Here is a 14,900-nt window from a genome sequence, read left to right as displayed (position 1 = left end):
AAAAGCTCCTCATTTGGCGTCTTTGCTAACGGTATTGAGCAGGAATTTACCGATCAGGTCTTCCAGTACCAGAGACGACTGGGTGTCGTGGATGGTTCCACCATCCTTCAGACGGGTGTCTTCGCCGCCCACGCTGATACCGATGTACTTCTCGCCCAACAGGCCAGCGGTCAGGATAGACGCTGTGGAGTCGGTCGGCAGGTTGTCGACCTTTTTATCCACTTGCAGGGTTACCCGACCGGTGAAGCTGTCGCGATCCAGATCGATGGCCGTGACCTTGCCGATGGTTACGCCAGCCATGGTCACTTTGGCTCTGACCGTCAAACCGGCGATATTGTCGAAGTAGGCATACAGTTTATAGGTGTCGGTGGTCGAAGTCGGAGACAGGCCACTGACCCGCAGAGCAAGCAGCAACAAAGCCAGGATCCCTGCCAGCAGGAACAGGCCGACACCGATTTCCAGGGTGCGGTTTTGCATCAGAAATCTCCAAACATCAAAGCGGTCAGAATAAAGTCCAGGCCCAGTACCGCCAGCGAGGCGAATACCACGGTCTTGGTGGTGGCGCGACTGATGCCCTCGGAAGTGGGCTCACAGTCATAGCCTTGGAATACGGCGATCCAGGTCACGACGAAGGCGAAAACGATACTTTTGATGACGCCGTTGAGCACATCGCTGGTGAAGTTCACGCTGTTCTGCATGTTCGCCCAGTAGGAGCCTTCATACACGCCAAGCCAGTCGACAGCCACCCACGAACCGCCCCAGATTCCCACCACGCTGAAAATCATCGCCAGCACCGGCAGGGAAATGAAACCGGCCCACAGACGCGGGGCAATAATGTATTTGAGCGGATCGACACCGATCATTTCCAGGCTGGAAAGCTGTTCGGTGGACTTCATGTTGCCAATTTCTGCGGTCAGCGCCGAACCGGCACGCCCGGCAAACAGCAACGCCGTCACGACTGGCCCCAGTTCACGCAGCAACGTCAGGGCCACCATCTGCCCCACCGCCTGCTCCGAACCGTAGCTCGACAGAATACTGAAGCCCTGCAGCGCCAGCACCATGCCGATGAAAATCCCCGACACGACGATGATCACCAGCGACATCACGCCGACCGAATGCAGTTGCTTGACCAGCAGGCCGAAACCGCCGCTGATGCCGCCACGACCGAGCAGGGCGTGAAACAGGAACAGGGTCGCGCGGCCAAACACCGCGACGGCGTCGATCGCGGCCTCGCCGAACCGGCGTACGCGTTCTATCAATGAAATTCTGCGCATCAGCGCTTCCCCAGAAGATCTGCGCGGTAATCCGTCGCTGGAAAATGATACGGCACCGGGCCATCGGGGTTGCCGGTCATGAACTGGCGAATACGCGGTTCATCCGAGTTCATCAATTCGTCCGGCGTGCCCTGCCCCAGCACCTGACCATCACCCACTACATAGATGTAGTCGGCGATGCTCGCGGTTTCGGCCAGATCGTGGGAGACCACGATACTGGTGATCCCCAGCGCATCGTTGAGCAGACGGATCAGGCGTACCAGCACGCCCATGGCGATCGGATCCTGACCGACGAAAGGCTCGTCATACATGAGAATCTGCGGATCGAGCGCAATCGCCCGGGCCAGGGCGACCCGACGCTTCATGCCGCCGGACAGCTCGTCGGGCATCAGCTCGATGGCACCGCGCAAACCGACCGCCTGCAATTTGAGCAGGACGATGTCGCGGATCATTTCATCCGGCAATTGGGTATGAACGCGCAGGGGGAAAGCGACGTTCTCGAAGACATCGAGATCGGTAAACAGCGCGCCGCTCTGAAACAGCACGCCCATGTGCTTGCGCGCATCGAACAGATCACTGCGCGACAGCGTCGGCAGGTTCTGGCCGTTGACCCAGACTTCGCCGCTGGATGGACGCAACTGCGCACCCATCAAGCGCAACAAAGTGGTCTTGCCGCACCCGGAAGGTCCCATGATGCCGGTAACCTTGCCACGCGGGATGCGAATATCGACGTTATTGAAAATGCTGCGCGCACCGCGCTTGAAGGAGACTCCCTTCAGCTCGACCGCGTAGGCGTTATCGGCACTCATCTAAACTCCTTGCGATGCAGCCTCTCACTCGGACGCCTGGCTTTCCGCAGAAAGCACATACCTCCCGGGCAGGCCGAACTGGCGGCGAACTATATCACTGCAAACGCCAAGCGCCCAAGGCCCCGCCCCTCCGCGTTCAACGATATGACAGGCCTGACGGCACTTTTTCGGGGTTTTGCTGACGCGGAATGACAAAGCACGACGAACTTGCGTGAGGCTTTTCAACATAACCGCTATAATCGCCGCCTTTTCATCGGGCTATACGATTTCTGACATGAGCCAATCCAGCGACCTGATTCAATCGGCACAACGCACCATCCGCCTCGAAGTGGAAGCCGTACAAGGCTTGTTGCCCCATATCGACGCCGATTTCGTACGCGCTTGCGAGATGATTCTGGCCAGCAAAGGCCGTGTGGTCGTGGTCGGCATGGGCAAATCCGGGCACGTCGGCAACAAGATTGCCGCGACCCTGGCCAGCACCGGCACCCCGGCATTTTTCGTCCACCCGGCCGAAGCCAGCCATGGCGACATGGGCATGATCACCCGCGACGACGTGATCCTCGCCCTCTCCAACTCCGGCTCGACCAACGAAATCGTCACCCTGCTGCCATTGATCAAGCGCCTCGGCATCCAGTTGATCAGTCTCACCGGCAATCCGCAGTCGCCGCTGGCCAAAGCTGCCGAAGTCAATCTCAACGTTCATGTCGAACACGAAGCCTGCCCGCTGAACCTGGCACCGACTTCCTCGACCACCGCCGCGCTGGTCATGGGCGATGCCCTGGCCGTCGCGCTGCTGGAAGCGCGTGGTTTCACCGCCGAAGATTTTGCCTTTTCACACCCGGGCGGCGCTCTGGGTCGACGCCTGCTGCTGAAAGTGGAAAACGTCATGCATGCCGGGCAAGAGCTGCCGCAAGTGCAGCGCGGCACCCTGCTCAAGGACGCGCTCATGGAAATGACCCGCAAGGGTCTGGGCATGACCGCGATCGTTGAAGCCGATGGCAAACTGGCCGGAATCTTCACCGACGGCGATTTGCGCCGCACGCTGGACCGCAGCATCGACATCCGCAGCGCCACCATCGACCAGGTCATGACCGCACACGGCAAGACCGCACGGCCCGAGATGCTCGCCGCCGAAGCCCTGAAAATCATGGAAGACCACCGAATCAACGCACTGGTTGTCGTGGACGAAGAAGATCGGCCGATCGGCGCCTTCAACCTCTCCGATCTGCTGCGTGCAGGAGTGATGTAATGACCACCGATCTGCTGCAACGCGGCAAAACGATCAAACTGGCGGTGTTCGACGTCGACGGCGTCCTCACCGACGGGCGCCTGTACTTCCTCGAAGACGGCAGCGAATTCAAGACCTTCAACACCCTCGACGGCCAGGGCATCAAGATGCTGATGAATGCCGGTGTCGAGACCGCCATCATCAGTGGCCGCAAGACCCCGGTGGTTGAACGCCGGGCAAAGAACCTCGGTATCCCGCACCTGTTTCAGGGTCGCGAAGACAAATTGGTGGTTCTGGACGGCCTGCTGGCGCAACTGGGCCTAAGCTATGAACAGGTCGCCTACCTGGGTGACGACCTGCCTGACTTGCCGGTGATCCGCCGCGTAGGCCTGGGCATGGCCGTTGCCAATGCTGCCGACTTCGTGCGCGAACACGCCCATGGCGTCACTCGGGCCCGCGGTGGCGAAGGTGCCGCTCGTGAATTCTGCGAATTGATCCTGCGCGCCCAGGGCCGCCTCGATGCGGCCAACGCCGCGTACCTGTGAGCCAAATCATGTTTAGCAAAAAATTTCGCAACTTCCTGCTGTTCGGCTGCATCGCTGCCATGTTTGCGGCGGTCGGCTACTGGAACATCAGCCCGGAACGCTTCCTCGACAAGCCCGTGGTCAAGGTCGAAGACACCGCTATCGACTGGTACGCCACCAATACGCATACCCTGCAATATCTGCCGGACGGCAAAGTGCAGTACGAAATGACGTCGGACAAGGCCGAACACCTGAAAGCGACGGATGTGACTCTGGTTACCAAACCCGACCTCAACATGTATCGCGGCACCGAGTTTCCGTGGCACGTGACCAGCGAACGCGGCGAAGTGAATCCGGACGGAACGCAGGTAGAATTGATCGACTCGGTACGCATCAAGCGCACCGATGAAAAGAAACGCGACACCCTGATCACCAGCACACGCATGACGGTGTTCCCTCAGCAGCAATATGCGCAGACCGAGCAACCCGTTAGAATCGACGGCGCTGGCGGTGTATCGACTGGCGTGGGAATGAAGGCGTATTTGAAGGAAAGCAGGATACACCTGCAATCGAACGTAAGAGGACAGTATGAGGCTCGTTAAAACCCTCCCTATTTTGCTCAGTCTGGGCGCAGCACTGGGAAGCGTGAGCGCCTGGGCTCTGCCGAACGATCAGCAGCAACCTATCCGCATTCAGGCCGACGACGCCCAGCTGGACGACAAGAACGGCATCGCCACCTATAAAGGTGATGTGATCATCACCCAGGGCTCAATGATCGTTAAGGGCAATACGGTGACCATCACCCGTACTCCGACCGGCGATATCGACGTGGTGACCTCGGTGGGCAACCTTGCCTACTTCGAGCAACTGCAAACCCAGGGTGACGCCAAGCCTGTTCAGGGCTGGGGCGTGACGATTCAGTACCACGCCGCGCAAAACCGCGTCGTGCTGATCGACAAGGCCAAGGTTGTCGACAAGGACAACAACACCACTCAGGGCGAGAAAATCGTCTATGACACGGTGAAGAAACTGGCCAGTGCCGGTCGCGCTACCGGCAGCAAAGTCACCGAAGCGCGTCCGCGTATCGACATGGTGATCCAGCCGAAGAAGAAAACCGACGAGAAAACCCAGTAATGGCAACTCTGAAAGCTCAACACCTGGCCAAGGCCTATAAAAGCCGCCAGGTTGTGCGCGACGTCAGCCTGTCGATCGACAGCGGCCAGATCGTTGGCCTGCTCGGCCCGAACGGCGCCGGCAAGACCACCTGCTTCTACATGATCGTCGGTCTGGTGCAGGCCGATCAGGGTCGCGTACTGATCGATGATCTGGACGTCAGCCATCAGCCGATGCACGGCCGTGCCAAGGCAGGTATCGGCTATCTGCCGCAAGAAGCGTCGATCTTCCGCAAATTGTCGGTGGCCGATAACATCATGGCCATCCTCGAAACCCGCACGGAACTCGACAAGGCCGGTCGTCGCAAGGAACTGGAAAGCCTGCTGCAGGAATTCCACATCAGCCACATCCGCGACAACCTCGGCATGAGCCTGTCCGGTGGTGAACGCCGCCGGGTGGAAATCGCCCGCGCCCTGGCGACCGCACCGAAATTCATCCTGCTCGACGAACCGTTCGCCGGTGTCGACCCGATTTCGGTCGGCGACATCAAGCAGATCATCCATCACCTCAAGGCCAAGGGCATCGGTGTTCTTATCACCGACCACAACGTGCGTGAGACCCTGGATATCTGCGAAACCGCCTACATCGTCAACGACGGTCAACTGATCGCGGAAGGCGATGCGGCGACCATCCTTGCCAACGATCTGGTGAAGGAAGTGTATCTGGGCCACGAGTTCCGCCTGTAAGCACCAAGGCACTTGGCCAGCCTCCGGGTGCTGTATCGATGAAGCAGGCTTTTATACGCTTTTATTGTTACAGCGCTCTAGGCAGACACGACGCCTCAAAGATGTTCACCGTGCTCCGACGCGATGCGTCAACAAAGTTTTATACGCTTTTATTGTTACAGCGCTCTAGGCAAACACGACAGTTTCAGGCATATAATTTGCTTAAGTTTGGCGCTCCGGCGCCCTGTAGTGGATGGCGCATGCGCGCCGGCGAATAAGGTGTTAAGCCCCTGCCATGAAACCATCGCTAGTCTTGAGAATGGGCCAGCAGCTGACGATGACACCGCAGCTGCAACAGGCCATCCGCCTGCTCCAATTGTCGACCCTGGACCTGCAACAGGAAATCCAGGAGGCCCTGGAATCCAATCCGATGCTCGAACGCCAGGAAGAAGGCGACGACTTCGACAATACCGATCCTTTGGCCGACAACGCCGAACAAAAACCCAACACCGACATTCAGGAACCGTCCTATCAGGAAGCCGCCCCGACGGTGGACAATCTGGAAGATGGCGAATGGAACGAGCGCATTCCTAACGAACTGCCCGTTGATACCGCCTGGGAAGACGTCTACCAGACCAGCGCCAGCAGCCTGCCCAGCAGCGATGACGACGAGTGGGACTTCACCACCCGCACGTCCGCCGGCGAAAGCCTGCAAAGCCATCTGCTGTGGCAATTGAACCTGGCGCCGATGTCCGACACCGACCGCCTGATCGCCGTGACCCTGATCGATTGCATCAACAATCAGGGCTACCTCGACGAAACCCTCGAAGAAATTCTCGACGCCTTTGATCCGGAGCTCGACATCGAGCTGGACGAGATCGAAGCCGTTCTGCACCGCATTCAGCAGTTCGAACCGGCCGGTATCGGGGCGCGCAACCTCGGCGAATGCCTGCTGCTGCAACTGCGTCAGCTCCCGGCCAAGACCCCGTGGCTCAACGAAGCCAAACGTCTGGTCAGCGATTACATCGATCTGCTCGGCAGTCGCGACTACAGCCAGTTGATGCGGCGTATGAAGCTCAAGGAAGACGAGTTGCGTCAGGTCATCGAACTGGTGCAAAGCCTCAATCCGCGTCCGGGCTCGCAGATCGAATCGACCGAAGCCGAGTACGTGGTGCCCGACGTCATTGTGCGCAAGGATAACGAACGCTGGCTGGTCGAGCTGAATCAGGAGTCAGTGCCCCGTCTGCGGGTTAACGCGCAGTACGCCGGTTTCGTCCGTCGCGCCGACACCAGCGCCGACAACACCTTCATGCGCAACCAGTTGCAAGAGGCACGCTGGTTCATCAAGAGCCTGCAAAGCCGCAACGAAACCCTGATGAAGGTGGCCACCCAGATCGTCGAGCATCAGCGCGGCTTCCTGGAGTATGGCGATGAAGCCATGAAACCGTTGGTCCTGCATGACATCGCCGAGGCGGTCGGCATGCACGAATCGACGATTTCCCGGGTCACCACGCAGAAATTCATGCATACCCCGCGCGGTATTTATGAACTGAAATACTTTTTCTCAAGCCACGTCAGCACCTCCGAAGGCGGTGAATGCTCGTCGACGGCGATCCGCGCGATCATCAAAAAACTGGTTGCGGCGGAAAATCAGAAAAAGCCGTTGAGTGACAGCAAGATCGCTGGTTTACTGGAGGCACAAGGCATTCAGGTGGCTCGCCGCACCGTCGCCAAGTACCGCGAATCCCTCGGGATCGCGCCTTCGAGCGAACGCAAGCGGTTGATGTAAGCCACGTTACAGCGTTCCAGTGGCAGGCTCTTCGGCCTGCCGCTTTATGCACTGGCAACGAAGGAGAAGCTGTATGCAAGTCAACATCAGTGGACACCAACTGGAAGTGACCGAACCTCTGCGCACCTACATCAACGAGAAACTCGAACGATTGGAGCGCCATTTCGACAAGATCACCAACGTGCAAGTCACGATGTGCGTCGAAAAGCTCAAGCAGAAAATCGAAGCCACCTTGCATATACCCGGCAGCGAAGTGGTCGCCAACGCAGAAGATACCGACATGTACGCTGCGATCGACTCACTGACCGACAAGCTGGATCGCCAACTCAAAAAGCATAAGGAAAAGACCCAGAGCCTCCTCCAGGGCGCGACAGGTCGTTAACACTCCCAACCCATGATCCGACTTGAAAGTATCCTGACCCCCGGCCGTTCCCTGGTGAACGTGCCGGGCGGCAGTAAAAAGAAAGCCCTCGAACAGATTGCCAACCTCATCCATAAAGAAGTGCCGGATCTGGCCATGCAGGATGTTTTCGAGAGCCTGGTAGCCCGTGAGAAACTCGGATCCACCGGTTTCGGCAACGGCATCGCCATTCCGCACTGCCGCCTCAAAGGCTGCGAAGCGCCTATCAGCGCATTGATGCACCTTGATGCCCCCATCGATTTCGATGCCATCGACGGCGCACCGGTCGACCTGCTGTTTGTACTGCTGGTCCCGGAAGCGGCCACCGATGCCCACCTGGAATTACTGCGCCAGATCGCCAGCATGCTCGATCGCAAGGAAGTGCGCGAAAAACTGCGCAGCGCACCGAGCAACGAAGCCTTGTATCAGGTCGTCCTGAGCGAGCAGAACGGTCATTAATCATGCGCTTGATCATCGTCAGCGGCCGCTCCGGCTCGGGTAAAAGTACCGCCCTGAATGTCCTTGAGGACAACGGCTACTACTGCATCGACAACCTGCCGGCCGGTCTGCTGCCGGAACTCGCCGAACGCGCCCTGATTCATACCGAGCTGGCTCAGCCGCTGGTGGCCGTGTCGATCGATGCACGCAATCTGCCGAGCCACCTGTCGCGCTTCCCCGAGTTGCTCGAAGAAGTCCGCGCCCGACACATCCAGTGTGATGTGCTGTATCTGGATGCCGACGAAGAAACCTTGCTCAAACGCTTCTCGGAAACCCGCCGTCGCCACCCGCTGAGCACCGCCAACCGCTCACTGGCCGAGGCAATCAACGACGAGACCGCCCTGCTCGGCCCGATCGCCGATCTGGCCGACCTCAAGGTCAACACCACCAATCTGAATCTGTACCAGTTGCGTGACACCATCAAGCTGCGACTGCTGAACCAGCCGGAGCCGGGCACGGCGTTTCTGGTCGAGTCGTTCGGCTTCAAGCGCGGCATGCCGGTGGACGCGGATCTGGTGTTCGATGTGCGCTGCCTGCCCAATCCTTACTGGAAACCGGAACTGCGTACACAATCGGGTCTCGACGCACCGGTCGCCGAGTACCTGGCTGCACAACCGGAGGTTGAGGAGATGTTCCAGGACATCTACGGCTACCTGTACAAATGGCTGCCACGTTTTGCCGCGAGCAACCGCGCCTACGTCACCATTGCCATTGGCTGCACCGGCGGGCATCACCGCTCCGTTTACCTGACCGAACGCCTGGGTCAGGCCCTGCAGAAAACCCTGAAGAACGTCCAGGTTCGCCACCGCGACCTCACTTAAAGGATTCACACCGCGATGCCTGCTCGTGAAATCGAAATCATCAACAAATTGGGTCTGCATGCCCGGGCATCGGCCAAATTCGTCGGCGTGGCCGGCAAGTTTCCGGAGACCACGATAAGAGTCGGTCGCACACCCGAGACAGCAGTAGACGGCAAAAGCATCATGGCGATGATGATGCTCGCGGCCGGCAAGGGCACCAAGATCCATTTGAGCACCGAAGGCGAACAGGCTGAGGAGGCCATGGTTGCTTTGGTGGAGCTGATCAACAACTACTTCGATGAAGGGGGCTGACAGCCCAGCACCGAAGATCGCAGCCTTGGCAACAGCTGCCGCAGGCTGCGATCTTTTGATATTCAACCCAACGCCGTATCCATCACCATCATCAGACAAAACCCGATCAGCAAGCCAAGACTGGCCAGCTTGTCATGACCATTGCGGCGCGATTCCGGAATGACTTCGTGCGTCACCACCAGCAACATCGCCCCCGCCGCCAGCGCCAGCCCCAACGGCAATAACAGCTCCGCCAGACTGACCAGCCAGGCACAGAGCAGTGCAAACACCGGCTCGACCAACCCTGAAGCCGCACCGATCAAGAATGCCTTGACCCGCGACATTCCTGCCCCCGCCAGTACCAGCGCAATCACCAATCCCTCTGGCACATCCTGCAAGGCGATGCCCATCGCCAGACTGTCGGCATCCGGCATGCCGCCGCCAGCGGACACCCCCACCGCCATGCCTTCCGGGATGTTGTGAGCAATGATGGCGAAGACGAACAGCCAGATGCGCGGCGGAATCACCGGGTGCTCGGGGGTACCGACGAGCATTTCCGGTGAGGCGCCGGACAGTTTCAGATCCACCAGATACAAACCGAACGCACCGAGCATGATGCCGAAGCAAATCAGCCCGCTGGCGGCCAACGGTGTCAGGCCCAGACTTTCGGCAGCAGCGATGCCCGGCACGATCAGCGAAAACGCGGTCGCCGCCAGCATCACGCCGGCGCCGAAACCCAGTAGCGTATCGCTGAGCCTCTGCGGCATACGCCGGATCACCAGCACCGGCACCGCGCCGAGCGCCGTGCCGAGGGCGCAGATCGCGCCGCCCTGCAATGCGCGTGACAATCGCGGCTGCAGATCCAGCCATTCCAGCCCGTGCGCCGCCAGCAAGGTTATGCCGGCCAGCAGCAACAGCGACCCGACCGCGTAACGAAACATGCGTCCACCGCCAATCGCCAGTGTTTCAGTGCCCATAGTCAGCCCTGGATTGTTTTTATAGAAGACTTAAACCAGTGCAGCCTGGTAGCGCGCAGCAACTTCCGGCCAGTTGATCACGTTGTAGAACGCGTTGATGTATTCCGGGCGACGGTTCTGATAACGCAGGTAATAGGCGTGTTCCCAAACATCCAGACCGAGAATCGGCGTGTTGCCGTTCATCAACGGGCTGTCCTGATTGCCGCTACTTTCCACGACCAGTTTTTTCTCCGGGGTCACGCTGAGCCAGGCCCAGCCGCTGCCGAAACGGGTCAACGCGGCTTTGGTAAAGGCGTCCTTGAAGCTGTCGAGACCGCCCAGTTGGTCGTCAATCGCCTTGGCCAGCGCGCCGTCCGGCTTGCCACCGCCGTTGGGCACCATGACTTCCCAGAACAGCGAATGGTTGGCATGCCCGCCACCCTGATTGATCACCGCCGCGCGGAGTTTTTCCGGCAACTGCTGAACGCTGGCGACCAGTTTTTCCACCGGCCATTCGGCGTACTCAGTGCCTTCGACGGCGGCATTGAGGTTGTTGATGTAGGTCTGGTGGTGCTTGGTGTAGTGGATCTCCATGGTTTGCGCATCGATGTGCGGTTCCAGGGCGTCGTAGGCGTACGGCAAGGCAGGCAAGGTAAAAGCCATTTCAGTGGACTCCATGATGATGTGAAGCTGACGCGCGGCGTGCGTTGCCGGTGTCCGGGTGCAGCAGGCGCTGGGTGCGTGGGTATTCGCCGTGTTCGCTGATGAAATTCAGCAGTTCGACGTAGGTCTTGCTGCTCTGGCGCAACGCCGCTTCCCGCAGGGCCGGACGCAGACGCTCGTCCTGCATGGTCTGCAACAGCCGTTGATGAATCGCGCAGAGGTACTCGGCGCTCTCCTCCGGCTGATTCAGGCGCAGGTGCAGATCCGCGAGGTTGTGGTGGGAGATGACGCAGGCCGCCACCGCTTCGTCGGCATCGGCCCAGCGCTCGAACAGCACTTGCGCCAGGGCCAGGGCTTGCAGATAAGCTTCACGGGCATCAATCAGCTCGCCCAGCATGAAGCAGCGATTGGCCCGTTCGATCGTGCGTTTCCAGTGCTCCATGGTGAACCTCCAAAGCGGTTGCGGTATTTACACGCCGCCAGCGGTGAGTTTCTCGGGGTTGAGCAACTCTTCCAGTTGGCTGCGCGACAGGTCGGTGTGCTCCAGCGCGACGTCGATCACCGGGCGGCCCTGCTTGTAGGCCTGCTTGGCGATTTCGGCGGCTTTCTGGTAGCCGATGATCGGGTTGAGCGCGGTGACCAGAATCGGGTTGCGCGACAGCGCTTCCTTGAGCCGCGACTCATTGACCTTGAAGCTGGCGATGGCCTTGTCGCCGAGCAGACGACTGGCATTGGCCAGCAGTTCGATGCTGCTCAGCAGGTTCTGGGCGATGATCGGCAGCATCACGTTCAGTTCGAAATTGCCCGACTGGCCGGCGATGGTGATCACCGAGTCGTTGCCGATCACTTGCGCAGCGACCATCGCAGTAGCTTCCGGAATCACCGGATTAACCTTGCCCGGCATGATCGACGAACCCGGTTGCAGGGCTTCCAGCTCGATCTCGCCAAGGCCGGCGAGCGGACCAGAGTTCATCCAGCGCAGGTCGTTGGCGATTTTCATCAGCGATACGGCGGTGGCTTTGAGCTGACCAGAGACGGCGACGGCCGTGTCCTGCGAGCCGATCAGGGCGAACAGATCCTTGCCCGGAGTGAATTGCACATTCGTCAGTTGGCTGAGCTGGCGGCTGAAACGCGCGGCGAATTCCGGATGCGCATTGATCCCGGTGCCGACCGCCGTACCGCCCTGCGCCAGCGATTGCAGGCTCGGCAGTAAATCCTGCAGATGACCGATGTTGGCCTTGAGCTGCTGCGCCCAGCCATTGAGCACCTGACTCATGCGCACCGGCATCGCGTCCATCAAGTGCGTACGGCCGGTTTTGACGTGGTGGTGCACCTGATCGGCTTTGTTTTCGATGACCTGCACCAGATGCAACAGCGCCGGCAACAGCTGCTCATGCAGGGTCAACGCCGCGCTGACGTGGATGGTGGTCGGAATGATGTCGTTGCTGCTCTGGCCGCAGTTGACGTGATCGTTCGGGTTGACCGGCTCGCCGAGCAGGCGGCTGGCGAGGGTCGCGATCACTTCGTTGGCGTTCATGTTGGAGCTGGTGCCGGAGCCGGTCTGGAAGATATCCACCGGGAAATGCTGCATGAAATCGCCTTCGAGCAGGCCTTGCGCGGCATCGCTGATAGCTTTGCCCTGGCCGGCGCTGAGCTGGTTGAGCTCGACGTTGGCCCGCGCGGCGGCGGCTTTGGCGAGGATCAGCGCACGGATGAATTGCGTTGGCATCGGCTTGCCGCTGATCGGGAAGTTATCCACTGCGCGCTGGGTCTGCGCGCCGTAGAGAGCGTCCACCGGCACCTGTAGTTCGCCCATGCTGTCGCGCTCAATACGAGTCTTGGTCATCGGTAAATCCTTGGACTAATTCAATGAGAGGAATCGAGGGAAGCAACTCGCAGGTCGCCAGTTGCCAGGTGTAGCGCTGCCAGCGCTGGAGCCGGCAGTTGCACAGCGACAGGCGCTCCATTTCACGCAACGGACGCCAGGCTTGATCGAGACACAGGCTGCGCCAGTGCCACGGCAACGCGATGTCGGTGGCTGTGTCGAGCAGCAGACGGAAGGAGGTTTCAGCGATGGTCCACGGGGAAGTCGCCGTACAGCAGGCCAGATAACGGCCTTCGGCCAGGTAATGTTCGATCAGGCGTGGTTCGTCAGGATCCATCGCGCAACGGATCTGGCGACTCATCCAGCGCCAGCTTTCGAGGTACGGCTGCTCGTGCAAGGCAGAACTCATGATCCGGGGCTCGTTCGGAGATGAGATTTATTATTAGATGATAATGAGAAGCAAAACAAGAGCGCCTGATTACACAGACTCCATTGTAGGAGCGAGCCTGCTCGCGAAGGCGTCGTGTCAGTCGCCGCTGCCGCTTTCGCGAGCAGGCTCGCTCCCACAAGGTTTTGTGTGGAGCCAAGAAAAAAGGCGCGCCACCCGATGAGGTGGCGCGCCTTTCTTGTCTGACCGCTGGGGCTTAGCTGCCCGCGACAGTCATCCGCTCGATCAGCACCGAGCCCGTACGAATATTGCTGCGCAGCTCCAGATCATTACCGACTGCGACGATCTGCTTGAACATGTCGCGCATGTTGCCGGCGATGGTCACTTCCTGCACCGCGAACTGGATTTCGCCGTTCTCGACCCAGAACCCCGCCGCCCCACGCGAATAGTCGCCGGTGACCATGTTCAAGCCATGGCCCATCAACTCGGAAACCAACAGGCCACGGCCCATGCGTTTCAACAGCGCCGCCTGATCTTCATCACCGTGAGTGACGAACAGGTTGTGCACGCCACCCGCGTTGGCGGTGCTCGGCATGCCGAGTTTGCGCCCGGAGTACGTGCCGAGGATGTACGACACCAACTCGCCCTTCTCGACGAACGGTTTGGCGTAGGTGGCCAGACCATCACCGTCGTAGGACGCACTGCCCATGGCGCGCATCAGGTGTGGACGCTCATCGATGGTCAGCCATTCGGGGAACAGCTTCTGGCCCAGCGTGCCTTCGAGGAACGACGATTTGCGATACAGACTGCCGCCAGACACCGCAGACAGGAAGCTGCCGAACAAGCCGCCCGCCAGCTCGGCGGAAAACAGCACCGGCACTTCGCAGGTCGGTACCGGACGCGCGCCCAGACGGCTCGCGGCGCGTTGCGCGGCACGCTGGCCGATGCTCACCGGATCCGCCAGCAGGCTGCCCTGACGATTGACGTCATACCAGTAATCGCGCTGCATCTGGCCGTCGGCTTCGGCGATCATCACGCAGCTCAGGCTGTGCCGGGTCGACGCGTAACCACCGATGAAACCGTGGCTGTTGCCATATACACGGCAGCCCTGATGGGTGCTGAGGGTGGTGCCGTCAGCGTTCTTGATTCGCGCATCGGCGTCGAACGCGGCGGCTTCACAGAGCAACGCCTTCTCGATGGCCTGCTCCGGGGTGATGTCCCATTCGTGGAACAGGTCGAAATCCTGCACATCCCTGGCCATCAGCGCGGCATCGGCGAGGCCCGAGGCTTCGTCTTCAGAGGTGTGTTTGGCGATCGCCAGTGCAGCGGCAACGGTTTCACGAATCGCGTCCGGCCCGGTGGCGGACGTGCTGGCTGAGCCTTTGCGCTGGCCGACGTACAGGGTGATGCCAAAGCCCTGGTCGCGATTGAATTCGACCGTCTCGACCTCACGCTGGCGCACCGACGTCGACAAACCCTGCTCCAGCGACACCGCGACTTCACAGGCGCTGGCGCCCTGACGCTTGGCTTCGGCGATGATCTGCTCGACCTGTTCCTGCAGTGCCGGCAATGCTTGCGGGCCGACGCTTTGAACTGCACTCATGCTCATCTCCACTC

At 59.9% G+C, this 14,900-nt stretch carries 19 protein-coding genes; 10 read left to right on the top strand and 9 right to left on the bottom strand.

What is annotated here, in order from left to right:
• Positions 1 to 9: 9 nt before the first annotated feature.
• The 3 genes from mlaD to AC3WMV_RS00200 are packed head-to-tail and all read right to left on the bottom strand — an operon-like array spanning position 10 to position 2,083.
• Positions 10 to 477: an outer membrane lipid asymmetry maintenance protein MlaD gene (mlaD, locus tag AC3WMV_RS00210; RefSeq protein ID WP_007967220.1), complete on the bottom strand. Its 468-nt coding sequence runs from the start codon at positions 475 to 477 to the stop codon at positions 10 to 12.
• Positions 477 to 1,274: a lipid asymmetry maintenance ABC transporter permease subunit MlaE gene (mlaE, locus tag AC3WMV_RS00205; protein WP_003221704.1), complete on the bottom strand. Its 798-nt coding sequence runs from the start codon at positions 1,272 to 1,274 to the stop codon at positions 477 to 479. Before mlaE ends, mlaD begins: the two co-directional genes overlap by 1 nt.
• Entirely contained in the window at positions 1,274 to 2,083 is an 810-nt protein-coding gene (locus AC3WMV_RS00200) for an ATP-binding cassette domain-containing protein (RefSeq protein ID WP_003221703.1), read from the bottom strand. Before AC3WMV_RS00200 ends, mlaE begins: the two co-directional genes overlap by 1 nt.
• Positions 2,084 to 2,357: 274 nt before the next feature.
• Here AC3WMV_RS00200 and AC3WMV_RS00195 point away from each other — a divergent pair, with 274 nt between their 5' ends.
• The 10 genes from AC3WMV_RS00195 to AC3WMV_RS00150 all read left to right on the top strand — a co-directional run bounded on the left by AC3WMV_RS00195 (position 2,358) and on the right by AC3WMV_RS00150 (position 9,472).
• Entirely contained in the window at positions 2,358 to 3,332 is a 975-nt protein-coding gene (locus AC3WMV_RS00195) for a KpsF/GutQ family sugar-phosphate isomerase (RefSeq protein ID WP_027610849.1), read from the top strand.
• Complete coding sequence (locus AC3WMV_RS00190; protein WP_103369137.1) at positions 3,332 to 3,856, top strand: KdsC family phosphatase; 525 nt, start codon at positions 3,332 to 3,334, stop codon at positions 3,854 to 3,856. Before AC3WMV_RS00195 ends, AC3WMV_RS00190 begins: the two co-directional genes overlap by 1 nt.
• Before the next feature lie 8 nt (positions 3,857 to 3,864).
• Positions 3,865 to 4,437 carry an LPS export ABC transporter periplasmic protein LptC gene (lptC, locus tag AC3WMV_RS00185; protein ID WP_047597847.1) on the top strand — a complete coding sequence of 191 codons (573 nt, stop codon included), beginning with the start codon at positions 3,865 to 3,867 and terminating at the stop codon, positions 4,435 to 4,437.
• Positions 4,424 to 4,969 (top strand): lipopolysaccharide transport periplasmic protein LptA, encoded by a 546-nt coding sequence (gene lptA / locus AC3WMV_RS00180; protein ID WP_096795357.1) that lies wholly within the window; start codon positions 4,424 to 4,426, stop codon positions 4,967 to 4,969. The genes lptC and lptA overlap by 14 nt, the downstream gene beginning before the upstream one ends.
• The gene (gene lptB / locus AC3WMV_RS00175) at positions 4,969 to 5,694 is read left to right on the top strand and encodes an LPS export ABC transporter ATP-binding protein (RefSeq protein WP_007967211.1); all 726 of its coding nucleotides are present in this window, start codon (positions 4,969 to 4,971) and stop codon (positions 5,692 to 5,694) included. The genes lptA and lptB overlap by 1 nt, the downstream gene beginning before the upstream one ends.
• Positions 5,695 to 5,968: 274 nt before the next feature.
• Positions 5,969 to 7,462, top strand: a complete 1,494-nt coding sequence (locus AC3WMV_RS00170) for an RNA polymerase factor sigma-54 (RefSeq protein WP_027610846.1) — start codon at positions 5,969 to 5,971, stop codon at positions 7,460 to 7,462.
• 73 nt (positions 7,463 to 7,535) lie between these two features.
• Positions 7,536 to 7,844 carry a ribosome hibernation-promoting factor, HPF/YfiA family gene (gene hpf / locus AC3WMV_RS00165; protein ID WP_025109458.1) on the top strand — a complete coding sequence of 103 codons (309 nt, stop codon included), beginning with the start codon at positions 7,536 to 7,538 and terminating at the stop codon, positions 7,842 to 7,844.
• Positions 7,845 to 7,856: 12 nt separating this feature from the next.
• Positions 7,857 to 8,321 carry a PTS IIA-like nitrogen regulatory protein PtsN gene (gene ptsN / locus AC3WMV_RS00160; protein WP_027610845.1) on the top strand — a complete coding sequence of 155 codons (465 nt, stop codon included), beginning with the start codon at positions 7,857 to 7,859 and terminating at the stop codon, positions 8,319 to 8,321.
• A gap of 2 nt (positions 8,322 to 8,323) precedes the next feature.
• Positions 8,324 to 9,181, top strand: coding sequence for an RNase adapter RapZ (rapZ, locus tag AC3WMV_RS00155; protein WP_103369138.1), 858 nt, complete (start codon positions 8,324 to 8,326; stop codon positions 9,179 to 9,181).
• A gap of 15 nt (positions 9,182 to 9,196) precedes the next feature.
• Positions 9,197 to 9,472, top strand: coding sequence for an HPr family phosphocarrier protein (locus AC3WMV_RS00150; RefSeq protein ID WP_027610843.1), 276 nt, complete (start codon positions 9,197 to 9,199; stop codon positions 9,470 to 9,472).
• 62 nt (positions 9,473 to 9,534) lie between these two features.
• Here AC3WMV_RS00150 and AC3WMV_RS00145 read toward each other — a convergent pair whose 3' ends face one another.
• The 6 genes from AC3WMV_RS00145 to pmbA all read right to left on the bottom strand — a co-directional run bounded on the left by AC3WMV_RS00145 (position 9,535) and on the right by pmbA (position 14,886).
• Positions 9,535 to 10,428, bottom strand: coding sequence for a ZIP family metal transporter (locus tag AC3WMV_RS00145; protein WP_103369139.1), 894 nt, complete (start codon positions 10,426 to 10,428; stop codon positions 9,535 to 9,537).
• Positions 10,429 to 10,458: 30 nt separating this feature from the next.
• Positions 10,459 to 11,070: a superoxide dismutase gene (locus AC3WMV_RS00140; protein ID WP_103369140.1), complete on the bottom strand. Its 612-nt coding sequence runs from the start codon at positions 11,068 to 11,070 to the stop codon at positions 10,459 to 10,461.
• 1 nt (position 11,071) lies between these two features.
• Positions 11,072 to 11,512, bottom strand: a complete 441-nt coding sequence (locus AC3WMV_RS00135) for a DUF2753 family protein (RefSeq protein WP_007967199.1) — start codon at positions 11,510 to 11,512, stop codon at positions 11,072 to 11,074.
• 27 nt (positions 11,513 to 11,539) lie between these two features.
• Positions 11,540 to 12,916, bottom strand: a complete 1,377-nt coding sequence (locus AC3WMV_RS00130) for a class II fumarate hydratase (RefSeq protein WP_096795352.1) — start codon at positions 12,914 to 12,916, stop codon at positions 11,540 to 11,542.
• A complete protein-coding gene (locus tag AC3WMV_RS00125; protein ID WP_027610839.1) occupies positions 12,897 to 13,304 on the bottom strand; it encodes a hypothetical protein in 408 nt (135 codons plus the stop codon). Before AC3WMV_RS00125 ends, AC3WMV_RS00130 begins: the two co-directional genes overlap by 20 nt.
• A 235-nt stretch (positions 13,305 to 13,539) precedes the next feature.
• Positions 13,540 to 14,886, bottom strand: a complete 1,347-nt coding sequence (gene pmbA, locus AC3WMV_RS00120) for a metalloprotease PmbA (RefSeq protein ID WP_103369623.1) — start codon at positions 14,884 to 14,886, stop codon at positions 13,540 to 13,542.
• Positions 14,887 to 14,900 lie beyond the last annotated feature (14 nt).

The sequence above is a fragment of the Pseudomonas sp. FW305-3-2-15-E-TSA4 genome (assembly GCF_058787295.1).
Note: the sequence above shows the minus strand (reverse complement) of the source record. Positions and strands in the feature narration are given on the sequence as shown.

What these genes read in the sequence shown, in the direction of transcription:
- mlaD (WP_007967220.1), bottom strand. Translation starts at nt 477, where the DNA reads ATGCAAAACCGCACCCTGGAAATCGGTGTCGGCCTGTTCCTGCTGGCA.
- mlaE (WP_003221704.1), bottom strand. Translation starts at nt 1,274, where the DNA reads ATGCGCAGAATTTCATTGATAGAACGCGTACGCCGGTTCGGCGAGGCC.
- AC3WMV_RS00200 (WP_003221703.1), bottom strand. Translation starts at nt 2,083, where the DNA reads ATGAGTGCCGATAACGCCTACGCGGTCGAGCTGAAGGGAGTCTCCTTC.
- AC3WMV_RS00195 (WP_027610849.1), top strand. Translation starts at nt 2,358, where the DNA reads ATGAGCCAATCCAGCGACCTGATTCAATCGGCACAACGCACCATCCGC.
- AC3WMV_RS00190 (WP_103369137.1), top strand. Translation starts at nt 3,332, where the DNA reads ATGACCACCGATCTGCTGCAACGCGGCAAAACGATCAAACTGGCGGTG.
- lptC (WP_047597847.1), top strand. Translation starts at nt 3,865, where the DNA reads ATGTTTAGCAAAAAATTTCGCAACTTCCTGCTGTTCGGCTGCATCGCT.
- lptA (WP_096795357.1), top strand. Translation starts at nt 4,424, where the DNA reads ATGAGGCTCGTTAAAACCCTCCCTATTTTGCTCAGTCTGGGCGCAGCA.
- lptB (WP_007967211.1), top strand. Translation starts at nt 4,969, where the DNA reads ATGGCAACTCTGAAAGCTCAACACCTGGCCAAGGCCTATAAAAGCCGC.
- AC3WMV_RS00170 (WP_027610846.1), top strand. Translation starts at nt 5,969, where the DNA reads ATGAAACCATCGCTAGTCTTGAGAATGGGCCAGCAGCTGACGATGACA.
- hpf (WP_025109458.1), top strand. Translation starts at nt 7,536, where the DNA reads ATGCAAGTCAACATCAGTGGACACCAACTGGAAGTGACCGAACCTCTG.
- ptsN (WP_027610845.1), top strand. Translation starts at nt 7,857, where the DNA reads ATGATCCGACTTGAAAGTATCCTGACCCCCGGCCGTTCCCTGGTGAAC.
- rapZ (WP_103369138.1), top strand. Translation starts at nt 8,324, where the DNA reads ATGCGCTTGATCATCGTCAGCGGCCGCTCCGGCTCGGGTAAAAGTACC.
- AC3WMV_RS00150 (WP_027610843.1), top strand. Translation starts at nt 9,197, where the DNA reads ATGCCTGCTCGTGAAATCGAAATCATCAACAAATTGGGTCTGCATGCC.
- AC3WMV_RS00145 (WP_103369139.1), bottom strand. Translation starts at nt 10,428, where the DNA reads ATGGGCACTGAAACACTGGCGATTGGCGGTGGACGCATGTTTCGTTAC.
- AC3WMV_RS00140 (WP_103369140.1), bottom strand. Translation starts at nt 11,070, where the DNA reads ATGGCTTTTACCTTGCCTGCCTTGCCGTACGCCTACGACGCCCTGGAA.
- AC3WMV_RS00135 (WP_007967199.1), bottom strand. Translation starts at nt 11,512, where the DNA reads ATGGAGCACTGGAAACGCACGATCGAACGGGCCAATCGCTGCTTCATG.
- AC3WMV_RS00130 (WP_096795352.1), bottom strand. Translation starts at nt 12,916, where the DNA reads ATGACCAAGACTCGTATTGAGCGCGACAGCATGGGCGAACTACAGGTG.
- AC3WMV_RS00125 (WP_027610839.1), bottom strand. Translation starts at nt 13,304, where the DNA reads ATGAGTTCTGCCTTGCACGAGCAGCCGTACCTCGAAAGCTGGCGCTGG.
- pmbA (WP_103369623.1), bottom strand. Translation starts at nt 14,886, where the DNA reads ATGAGTGCAGTTCAAAGCGTCGGCCCGCAAGCATTGCCGGCACTGCAG.